This window comes from Glycomyces salinus, from assembly GCF_016428645.1.
Taxonomy (GTDB): Bacteria; Actinomycetota; Actinomycetes; order Mycobacteriales; family Micromonosporaceae; genus Glycomyces; species Glycomyces salinus.
In genome coordinates this window covers 81,959-93,086 of record NZ_JAELXW010000032.1, presented here as the reverse complement: position 1 = coordinate 93,086, position 11,128 = coordinate 81,959, and the positions used below count along the sequence as shown (strand labels likewise).

The following is an 11,128-nucleotide window of genomic DNA, read 5'->3' as shown; positions in this document are numbered from 1 at the left end:
AACGTCTTCCCGACCGGGCTCTACCCCGACGAATGGGCCGAAACCCTCAAAGACGACCTCAACCGCGCCGCCGAACAACACGAGACCGCCGCTGCCTGGGCCGCCGCCAAAGCCGCCAGAGCCCAAGCACGAGCCCGATTCACCACCGAAGCCACCGAAGCGCGAACACCGGGACCCGAACCCGAAAACGAACCGCGCTCGGGACCCGAACGAACCACCGCACCCCGACCGCGCTCGGGACCCGGACGATCCTCCCCGGACACACCCGAACCCGAGCAGGACTCTCCTCCCAAACCCGTCTTCACCTGCACCGCAACACGATCCGACCCCGGACCCCCGCCCTTCTTACCCCGCCCGCCGCGGAAGGCACCCGCGGCGGGGGCCAGCACACACACGACCCGCCAACCCGAACCCCACCACAGGGGTTCGGGCCCTCGTCGTGCCCGCGCCCGGCACGCCACCCCAACCCGCCTCCCACACCACACCATCGCCGCCCGGGCGAAGCCCCACCGAAACCGACCCGACAGCCGGACACCAACCCCGCCCTACCGCCACGCTCTCCATCGCCGCCCGACCGAACCTGGGCCCCTGCGACCCGGCCGCCGCAGACCGACCTCGACCCGCCTGCGACCTCACAGCCATGGTGATTGCATTCAATTCTGCTGGGGCGCGCCTCGGAACAGCTCCCGCACCGTCTCATAGGCCCGCTTGGGCCGCCGGTACTCGTCGAGCACGCCCTTGTCATTGACGCTGCGCGGGCGTTTGAGCAGCATCTCCTTGTGCTCGGTGGTGCGGAAGTCGCCCAGGACCCAGATGGCGATCCCGGCGAACCGGTCGTCGTCGATCACGTGCCGGACCGCGGCCCCCAGCAGTTCGCTCTGGTACTCCTCAGTCCACATGCCGCGGTGGGCGTCGCGCCATCCGGGCACGGCCCCGGCCCCGATCTCGGAGACGAGCAGCGGCTTGTCGCCGTGCCCGGCCTCGGCCACGTGCGCGGCGATCTTGTCGAGTTCCCTCGGGACCTCGTCGACGCCGCCGAAGTACCAGCCCGGGTAGGTGTTGACCGCGACGACGTCGACCAGGTCGAGGCAGAGGTCGCCGTAGACGTTGAGGGTCGCGTATGTGACCGGCCGGGTCGGGTCGAGCTCCCTGAGCCTGCCGAGCAGCCGCTCGTAGGCGCCGCGCGCCTCCGGCGCGTAGCTCGGGCACTCGTTGAGGATGCCCCACACGATGATCGAGGGGTGGTTGATCGCCGCGGCCACCATCTCGTCGAGGTGTTCGCGCTGCGCCTCGACGAATTCGGGGTCTTGCAGCAACTCGGCCGGGTACTGCCAGCCGATCGTCTCGCTCCACACGCAGATGCCGAGCTCGTCGCACAGGTCGAGGAACATCGGGTCCTGCGGGTAGTGGCTGCCGCGGATGAAGTTGCATCCGAGGTCGCGGATCTGCTGCACGTCGGCCAGCAGCAGCGGGAGCGGCTGCGTGTGCCCGAACTGCGGATGCGACTCGTGGCGGTTGAACCCGAGAAGGGTCAGCCGCTCGCCGCCCACGGTCACCCGCCCGCCCTCGGTGGTGATCTCGCGCAGGCCGAACCGCTCGCGCATGTCGTCCTCGCCGAGCCGTACGGCGATCGTGTGCAGGGCGGGGTTCGACGGCGACCAGGTCTCGGCCCCGGGAAGCTCGAAGGCGCGCTCGACGGTTCCGGAGGCGTCGAGTTCGACCGTCTCCTCGGCCAGGACCCGGCCGCCGCACTCGACGAGCAGCGGCACGGGCCCGGGGGCGTCGGCCCGGTAGTCGACACGCAGGGAGAACCGCCCGGCCCCGGCGTCCTCGGTGGCGACCCGCAGGCCCTCGATCCAGGCGTGAGGGAGCCGGTGCAGCTCGGCGCCGCGCGCGATGCCCCCGAAGTGGTACCAGTCGGCGTGCTCCATGTGCAGCGGCGAGAGCGAGCCGATCCGGTTGTCGACCAGCACGATCACTTCGGCGGTCCCGGCCTCGGCGCGCTCGACGTCGGCCGAGAACGCAGTGAAGCCCCCGGCGTGGTCGCGCACGGGCCGCCCGTCCCAGAAGACGCGGCACCAGTGGTGGACGCCGTCGAAGGCGAGGCGGTGCCGTCCGGCCCGCTCGATCGGCACCCGCAGCCGGTAGGCGGCCAGGCCGCGGGCCCCGGCGTGGTCGGGCACTGCGTCGAAGCAGCCGGGCACGGCCATGATCTCGTCGAACGCTATGGCCGCGACGTCGACAGTGTCGGGGTCGGCCTCGCCCAGGAACGTGAAGTCCCAGGCCCCGGCCAGATCCCGCACCGCCCGCCGCTCGTGCACCGTGAATCGTCGCGCCATCGCCGCTTCCTCGCTTCCGCATTCGTGGACCGCCCCAAAATAGCGCTTGCCATCGGCCGGGCGCGACCGCGTACCACGATCAGGGACGCAGCCGGTAGCCCTTGTGCGTCTGGCGGAACCCGGCGGCCTCCAGGTGCGGGCCGAGCGGCGTGGACAGGGCCGAGCCGTCGTTGACGCGCTCGATCGAGAGGGTCCCGGTCGCTCCGGCCCTGGTCGCGTCGGCCAAGGCGGCGGCCGCGGCCGCCAGGCGGGCGTCGCCCGACCAGTCGGGGCCGGCCGCGTCGACCGGCCAGGCCAGGACCGTCCTGCCGCCGCGTTCGAGGTAGAGGGCCAGTTCGCCGTCGACGAGAACGACCAGCGCACCGGCCTTGCGGCCGGGTTTGTGGCCCGAGCCCGAAGGCGGATCTGGCCAGGGGAGGGCGGCCCCGTAGGCGTTGGCGGGGTCGGCGGCGGCCAGGACGAACGCGGCCGCGGTCGGGCCGCGCGAGGCGATCCCGCGCAGGCGGTCGACGGCGCCGTCGGCGGCGAACTGGGCCGCGCCCAGGCCCTCGACCACGTAGCCGCGGCGGGCCTTGCCGGTCTCCTCGAACACCGACAGCACCCGGTAGACCTTGGAGAACCCGCCCTCGACGTCCTCGGCGGCGACCGCGCCGCGCGTGACGACGCCGTGCCGGTCCAGCAGCGTCCGGGCCAGGGCGTGGGCGCGGACGGTGGCGTCGGCCTCCGGGGTCGGCAGCAGGGACCAGCGGCCCGCGAGGACGGCCGGGGGGACCGTGCCGGTGCCCGCGCGCAACTCCCGCCAACCCGAGCCGACGCCGGGCCCGTAGCGGCCGCGCGGGGTCGTCCGCCTGGCGCGGTGCGCGGTGGCGCCCGCGGTGCGCCCGGAGCCGAGGAACGCGCGCAGCGGCGCGAGCGTGTCGTTGGTGACCCGTCCCGACCAGGCCAGGTCCCACAGGGCGTCGGCGAGCCGCGCGTCCGAGGCGTCGGCGTGCTCGTCTCGGACGCGTTCGGCGAGCTGCCGGAAGAACAGGCCGAAGCCGCCAGCCAGGGCGTCCATGAGCGCCCGGTGGAGCGCGTCGAGTTCGAGCGGGCGCGGTTCGGGCAGCAGCAGCGGCGCGGACTCGGCCGGGTACAGGGCGACCCAGCCGTCCTTGCCGGGCATCGCGCCCGCCCCGGCCCAGACGACCTCGCCGGAGGCGGTGAGCTCGTCGAGCAGGGCCGGACCGTAGTCGGCCACCCGCGAGGGGAGGACGAGCTTCTCGAGCGCCGATGCGGGCACGGGCGCGCCTTGGAGCTGCTCGACGGCCCGGGCGAGGCCGTCGACGCCGTCGAGCTGCGGGCCCTCGGCTCCGCCGAGGTGCTGCCAGCGCGGCAGGAACCGTGCGAGCGCGGCCGGGGCGACCGGTTCCAGTTCCCGGCGCAGCGCCGCGAGGGAGCGGCGGCGCAGGCGGCGCAGGACCTCCGCGTCGCACCATTCGCGGTCCCGGCCGCCGGGCCGGAACTCGCCGCTGACGACCCGCCCGGCGGCGGCGAGCCGCTCGAAGGCGGCCTCGGCGACGGCCGCGCCGAGCCCGAACCTGGCGGCGGCCTCGCCGCCGGTGAAGGGCCCGTGGGTGCGGGCGTAGCGGGCGAGGAGGTCTTCGAGCGGCTCGGGCACGGGTTCGCGGAACGCCGCGGGGACGCCTTCGGGCAGGGCGGTGCCGAGGGCGTCGCGCAGCCGCGCGGCGTCCTCGACCGCGGCCCAGTGCCCGCGCCCGGCAACGCGGACCCGGACGGCGCGGCGGGCGGCGGCCAGCTCTTCGGCCCAGGCCGGGTCGGCGCCGCGTTCGGCCAGCTCGTCCTCGGTGAGCGGGCCGAGCACGCGCAGCAGGTCGGCGACGGACTCGGCGTCGCGGGCGCGGCGGTCGTCGGTCAGCCACTGGAGTTCGCGCTCCAGGAGGTCCATCGCGTCGGGGTCGAGCAGTTCACGCAGTTCGGCCTGGCCGAGGAGCTCGGACAGCAGGCGGGAGTCGAGCGAGAGCGCGGCGGCGCGGCGCTCGGCCAGCGGCGAGTCCCCTTCGTACATGAACTGGGCGACGTACCCGAACAGGAGCGACCGGGCGAACGGGGAGGCATCCTCGGTGGTCACCTCGACCAGCCGGACCTCGCGGGCCTCGATGTCCCCCATGAGTTCGGCCAGGCCGGACACGTCGTAGACGTCCTGGAGGACCTCGCGGACGGCCTCGAGGATGATCGGGAAGTCGCCGAACCGCCCGGCGACTTCGAGCAGCTGAGAGGAGCGGAGCCGCTGGAGCCACAGCGGCTGCCGCTTGCCCGGTTGGCGGCGCGGCAGCAGCAGCGCGCGGGCGGCGGCCTCGCGGAAGCGGGAGGCGAACAGCGCGGAGCCGCCGACGGCCTCGGTGACGGCGTCGCCGATCTCGCCCTTGTCGAAGACCAGGTCGGCGGCCTCGAAGGGGTGCGGGACCGATTCGGGTCCGGCGTCGGTGTCGGGCAGGCGCAGCACGATGCCGTCGTCGTGGTGCATCAGCTGCGGGTCGACGCCGTAGCGTTCGCGCAGGCGGGCCCCGAGCGCGAGCGCCCAGGGCGCGTGGATCTGGGCGCCGAAGGGGGAGTGGATCACCACGCGCCAGTCGCCCAGCTCGTCGCGGAAGCGCTCGACGACGATGGTCCGGTCGTCGGGGACGTGGCCGGTGGCCTCGCGCTGCTCCCGCAGATAGGCGACGGCGTTGCGGGCGGCGGAGTCGTCCAGGCCCGCCGCCTTCAACCGTTCGCGGGCCCGCTCCTCGGGCGGGGAGGCGACCTCGCGGGTGAACGCTCCGAGCGCGCGGCCGAGTTCGAGGGGGCGGCCGAGGCTGTCGCCGATCCAGAACGGGAGCCGCCCGGGGACGCCGGGGGCCGGGGAGACGGTGACGCGGTCGCGGGTGACCTCCTCGATCCGCCACGAGGAGGTGCCCAGGGAGAACACGTCGCCGACGCGCGACTCGTAGACCATCTCCTCGTCGAGCTCGCCGACGCGGTTACCTCCGCGCCCCGAGTCGGCGCCTGCGAGGAAGACGCCGAACAGGCCGCGGTCGGGAATGGTGCCGCCGGAGGTGACGGCCAGGCGCTGCGCGCCGGGTCGGGCGGTCACGGTCCCGGCCTCGCGGTCCCAGACGACGCGCGGGCGCAGCTCGGCGAACGCGTCGGACGGGTAGCGCCCCGCCAGCATGTCCAATGTGGCTTCGAACGCGGATTCGGGGAGCGAGGCGTACGGCGCGGCCCGGCGCACCAGCTCCAGCATCCGATCGGCGTCCCATTCGTCCATCGCGGTCATCGCCACGATCTGCTGGGCTAGCACGTCGAGCGGGCTCGACGGTATGCGCAGCGCCTCGATCTTCCCTTCCCGCATGCGTTCGGCCACGACCGCCGACTGGATGAGGTCGCCGCGGGTCTTGGGGAAGAACACGCCGCGGGAGACGGCCCCGACCTGGTGGCCGGCGCGGCCGACCCGCTGGAGGCCCGAGGCGACCGACGGCGGGGACTCGACCTGGACGACCAGGTCGACCGCGCCCATGTCGATGCCGAGCTCCAGGCTGGAGGTGGCGACGACCGCGCGCAGCCGCCCGGACTTGAGGTCGTCCTCGACCTGGGCGCGCTGCTCCTTGGAGACCGAGCCGTGGTGGGTGCGGGCCAGGATCGGCGGCGGGCCCGAGGTGGCCGAGGCGTTCCCCATCATCTCGGCCGGGCCGTGGTCCTCCGGCATCGGTTCCCCGGTCCGGCGCTCGTACTCGATCTCGTTGAGCCGGTTCGAGAGCCGCTCGGCCACGCGGCGGGCGTTGGTGAACACGATCGTGGAGCGGTGGGCCTCGACCAGGTCGGTGACGCGCTCCTCGACGTGCGGCCAGATCGACTTCGCGGCGCGGGCCTCGGCGGGCGAGGCCGAGTCGGTCGTCTCGCCGAGGTCGCCCATGTCCTCGACGGGGACGACCACCGACAGGTCGAACACCTTCGGCGAGGCGGGCCGGACGATCTCGACGCCGCGCCGCGGGGAGACGAACCGGGCGACCTCCTCGACCGGGCGCACGGTCGCCGACAGGCCGATCCGGCGCGCGGGCGCGGGCAGCAGCGCGTCGAGCCGCTCCAGCGACAGCGCCAGGTGCGCGCCCCGCTTGGTCCCGGCCACGGCGTGGACCTCGTCGAGGATCACCGTCTCCACCCCGGCGAGGGCCTCGCGCGCACCGGAGGTCAGCATCAGGAACAGTGACTCGGGCGTGGTGATGAGGATGTCCGGCGGGCGGTCGGCGATCGAGCGGCGCTCGGCCTGGAGCGTGTCCCCCGAGCGCACCCCGACCCGGACCTCCGGTTCGGGCAGACCGAGCCGCTCGCTCTCGGTGCGGATGCCCGCCAGCGGGACGGCGAGGTTGCGTTCGACGTCCACGCCCAGGGCCTTCAGCGGCGAGATGTAGAGGACGCGGCAGCGGCGCTTGGGTTCGGCCGGTGGCGGCGCCGAGGCCAGGGTGTCGATGGCCGACAGGAACGCCGCGAGGGTCTTGCCCGAACCGGTCGGTGCCACGACCAGGACGTCCTTGTCTTCGGCGAGGGCCCGCCAGGCCCCTTCCTGGGCGGGCGTCGGCGCGTCGAACGCGCCGGCGAACCAGGCGGCGGTCGCGGGCGAGAACCGTTCGAGCGCCGGGTGCGCCCCGCCCGCACCGCGTTCCCCGGAAGAGCGGCGAACCATGGCGTCAATGGTGCACCCGGCGGGTGACACTCGTCCGCCGATCGCGGCCCCGGCCCGGATGCTCGCCCGAGCCGGTATCAGCGCCCGCGACAGCCGGGCGACGGCCCCGTGACAGATCGGCGGGCGAGCATTCTCTCCACGACGAGGCGACAACGACTCGTCGGGAAGGGAATCTCATGCACACTTTCGAAACCCCCGCACCGATCACGGCGAACGTCGACATCGTCCTCGGGTACATCCGCTTCAACGCCTCCGACCGCGCCGACACCGTGGTCGAGGTCGACCCGGTCGACCCGTCCAGGCCGCTGGACGTCGAGGCCGCCGAGCTGGTCGAGGTCGAGTTCTCCGACGGCACGCTGCGGGTGGCGCACCCGAAACTGCGCACCATGTTCACCAAGAAATTCGGTTCGGTGAAGGTGCGGGTCGAGCTGCCGACCGGCTCGAACCTGCACGGCGAGACCGCCCAGGGCGAGCAGGTCGTCAAGGGCGCGGTCGGCGCCTGCCGCCTCAAGATCGCCATCGGGGACATCCGGCTCGACCGGGCCGCGGCCGCGCGGCTGCGGACCAGCGGCGGAAGGGTGAGCGCCGACCACGTGACCGGCCGGGCCGACGTCCACGCGGGCGGCGAGGTCCGCCTCGGCCGCGTCGACGCCGACGTGAAGGTCAAAAGCAACATGGGCTCGGTCAGCGTCGGCGAGATCGGCTCCGGCCCGGTCGACCTGTACTCCGCCGTCGGCGGGCTCGAAGTCGGCGTGCCTGCGGGCACCGCCGTCCTGTTGGACGCGAACGCCTCGGTCGGCCGTGTGCGCGACGACCTGGACGCGCCCGAGCGGCCCGAGCGGACCGTCAAGGTGCGCGCCCGCTGCCACGGAGGCGACATCGTCATCCGCCGGGCCGAGCGGCTTCCGGGTAGGCGATGACCGGCGCGGGGCTCACGGGGCGAGCGCGGCCTCGGCCAGCTCCCGCCAGTCCCACTCGCGCCCTTCGCGCGCCGCCTCGGCGAAGGCGTCCTCGCCGAGGCGGCGCCGCGCCTCGTCCTCGATCCGCGCGGCGTCGGGCTGCGAGCGGTCCGGCGTGCCGCGCACGGCCTCGGCCGCCGCGAGCAGTCTCGCGGCCCGCTCGTCGCCTCCCTCGCGCAACGCCAGGTCCGCGATCCCGATGAGCACCTGCGCGGTCGACGGCCGGTGCGCCATCCGCACGGCCGCGTCGTACGCCTCGGCCCAGTGCCCGCGGGCCCGGTCGAGGTCCTCGGCGAGGTAGCCGCTCAGGGCGTGGAGGGTGATCTGGACGCCGATCGCCGCGCCCTCGGCCCTGGCCCGGATCGCCCGCAGGTGCTCGCGCGCCTCGTCCGCCTCGCCCTTCAAGCGCGCGAGGTGCGCTCGCTCAGAGGCGAGTTCGACGATCGTGTCCGGCCAGGTGATGCCGTCGGCGAGGCGCCGGGCCTCGGCCATGGCGGCCCCGCTGGCGCGTTCGTCGCCGAGCACCCAGTACAGCCGCGCCTGCTTCGCCCGCGTGGAGACCACCTCCTCGGTGGAGCCCAACTCGGTCAGCGCCGCGATGGTCTCCTCGCAGTACCGGCAGGCGCGTTCGAGCTCGCCGCGGGCGGCGAGACGGTCGGCCTGGAAGGTCAGGGCATTGGAGATCCCCCACCGGTCGCCGATCTCGCGGAACTGGGCCAGGGCGACTTCGATGTCGTCGTCCACGCCGGTCTCGTCGCCGCCGAGCGTGAGCCGCATCCGGCCGCGGCCGAGCCGCGCCCCGGCGCGCACCCACGGGTCGTCGTCGGTGATGAGTACGTCGAACGAGGAGAGGAAATCGGTCGGCTCCCGCAGCATCCGCTCCAGCGGCCCGGTGCTCCGCAGCAGCGGGTGGTCGACCCCGGGACCTCGGGCGAGGCGGTGCGTCTGGAGGATCCACTCCTGCGCCCGGTACTGGTCGCCGCCCGCCCCGGAGGTCAGGAACAGCGTCACGACGGCGCAGGCCAGCGCCCGCACCCCGTCCGGCACCTCGCCATCGAGGGAGGCGGCCGCGAGGCTCAGCTCGGTGCCCTCGGCCCGGTGGCCGCTGAGGAACCAGTACCAGCCGGCGGCCCCGGCCAGCCGCATCGCCTCCTCGGCCCATCCGTCGGCGATCGCCCCGCGCAGCGCCGCGGTGATGTTGTCGTGCTCGGCCTCCAGTCGGGGCAGCCATTCGAGCTGCTCGGATCGGCGCAGGTGCGGGTCGGCGGTCTCGGCCAGCTCGGTGACGTGGGCGAGGCGGGCCCGGCGCGCCGACTCGGTTCCGCCGGCCTCGGCGAGCCGCTGCGCCACGTACTCCCTGATGGTGCCGAGCATCCGGTAACGCGGAGCGGCCTCGCCGTAGGAGACCAGGAGCGACTTCTCCGTCAGTGCGGTCAGCAGGTCGAGCGCGTGCTCCCCGTCCGGGCAGACCCGCTCGGCCGCTTCCAGGCTCACTCCGCCGGTGAAGACCGACAGGCGCTGGAGGAGTTCGCGCTCGTCCTCGCCGAGCAGGTCCCAGCTCCAGTCCACGACCGCGCGGAGGGTCCGGTGGCGCGGCAGCGCGGTGCGGCTGCCGCCGGTCAGCAGCTTGAACCGGTCGTCGAGGCGGTCGGCGAGCTGCTCGACCGACATCGTGCGCAGCCGGGCCGCGGCCAGCTCGATCGCCAGGGGCATCCCGTCCAGAGCGCGGCAGATGCGCGCCATCGTCGACAGGGTCGCCTCGTCGGAGCCGATGTTCCGGCGCACCGCCTCGGCGCGGTCGCGCAGCAGCCGGACCGCCGGCGAAGACGCGGCCTCGGCCGGGTCCTCGTTCTCCTGCGGCAATGCGAGCGGCTCGACCTGCCACAGCGCCTCTCCGGTGATGCCGAGCGGCTCCCGGCTGGTGGCGATGATCCGCAGACTCCGGCACTCCCCCAGCAGCCGGTCGGCGAACCGGGAGACCTCCTCGATCAGGTGCTCGCAGTTGTCCAGGACCAGCAGCATGACGCGGTCCCGGATCGCGGCTGTGAGCCGGTCGACCGCGTCGCCGCCCGAGACCGGGTCGGCCAGGGTCTGGTCGCGCAGGCCGACCGCGGACAGCGCGGCCTGCCCCAGGTCGCCGCCCTCGCGCAGCGGCGCCAGTTCCACCATCCACGCCCCGTCCGGCAGGTCGCCGAGCATCCGCCGCGCGGCCTCGGCGGCGGTCCTGGTCTTGCCCGAGCCGCCCGCGCCGGTCAGGGTGACCAGGCGGTGCCCGGCGGCCAGGTCGGCGACCGAGGCGACGTCGTCGTCCTTGCCGACGAAGGTGGTCAGCTCGGCGCGCAGGTTCGTCCGGCGGTTCTCGGCCCGACCGCCGATCTCGCCGCGCAGCAGCGCGGTGTGCAGCGCCGACAGCTCGGGCGATGGGTCGGCGCCCAGCTCTTCGGCCAGCCGCTCGGACAGCCGCCGGTACTCCGTCAGCGCCTCGGCGCCCCGGCCGGCCTCGGCCAGGGCCCGCATCAGCGCCGCGACGAAGCCCTCCCGCAGCGGGTACCTCGCCACCAGGTCGGTCAGCTCCGAGACCAGGTCCGCGCCGCGCCCGAGCCGGATCTCCGCTTCCACGCGGTCCCCGAGGACGGCCAGGCGGCGCTCGCCCAGGCCCGCGATCGCGGCGTCGAACGCCCGGCTGCCCTGGAGTTCGATGCCCTCCATGGCGTCTCCGCGCCACAGTTCCAGCGCCGAGCGCAGCAGAGCGGCCCGCTCCGAGTCCTCGGCCTCGCGCGCCCGCGAGACCAGGTGCTCGAACCGGGCCGCGTCCACCGCTTCGGGGTCGGCGACCAGCCGGTACCCGCCGGACTTCGCCTCGACGGCCCCGTCCGGCAGCGCCCTGCGCAGCCTCGATACCAGGACTTGCAGGGCGTTCACCTCGTCCGAAGGGGACTCCTCGCCCCACACCCAGTCGACCAGCCGCGCCCGGGGCACGATCCGGCCCGGCTCGAGCGCGAGCCCGGCCAGCAGCGCCCGCAGCCGATCCCCGGGCACCTTCACGGCGGCCCCGTCATCGGTCTGGACTTCGAACGGCCCGAGCAGCTTGATTCGCACGCAGCCAATCCTGC

Annotated in this window: 4 protein-coding genes; 1 reads left to right on the top strand and 3 read right to left on the bottom strand. The window is 74.4% G+C overall.

Features of this window, described 5'->3' with window-relative positions:
* Positions 1–653 precede the first annotated feature (653 nt).
* The gene (locus JFB92_RS11305) at positions 654–2,339 is read right to left on the bottom strand and encodes a glycoside hydrolase family 2 protein (RefSeq protein WP_199038181.1); all 1,686 of its coding nucleotides are present in this window, start codon (positions 2,337–2,339) and stop codon (positions 654–656) included.
* Between the two features lie 79 nt (positions 2,340–2,418).
* Positions 2,419–7,056, bottom strand: a complete 4,638-nt coding sequence (locus tag JFB92_RS11300; protein ID WP_199038178.1) for an ATP-dependent helicase — start codon at positions 7,054–7,056, stop codon at positions 2,419–2,421.
* 176 nt (positions 7,057–7,232) lie between these two features.
* Here JFB92_RS11300 and JFB92_RS11295 point away from each other — a divergent pair, with 176 nt between their 5' ends.
* A complete protein-coding gene (locus JFB92_RS11295) occupies positions 7,233–7,976 on the top strand; it encodes a DUF4097 family beta strand repeat-containing protein (RefSeq protein ID WP_199038176.1) in 744 nt (247 codons plus the stop codon).
* Positions 7,977–7,988: 12 nt separating this feature from the next.
* Here JFB92_RS11295 and JFB92_RS11290 read toward each other — a convergent pair whose 3' ends face one another.
* On the bottom strand, positions 7,989–11,114 hold the full coding sequence (locus JFB92_RS11290; protein ID WP_307789116.1) for an ATP-binding protein: 3,126 nt from the start codon (positions 11,112–11,114) through the stop codon (positions 7,989–7,991).
* Positions 11,115–11,128 lie beyond the last annotated feature (14 nt).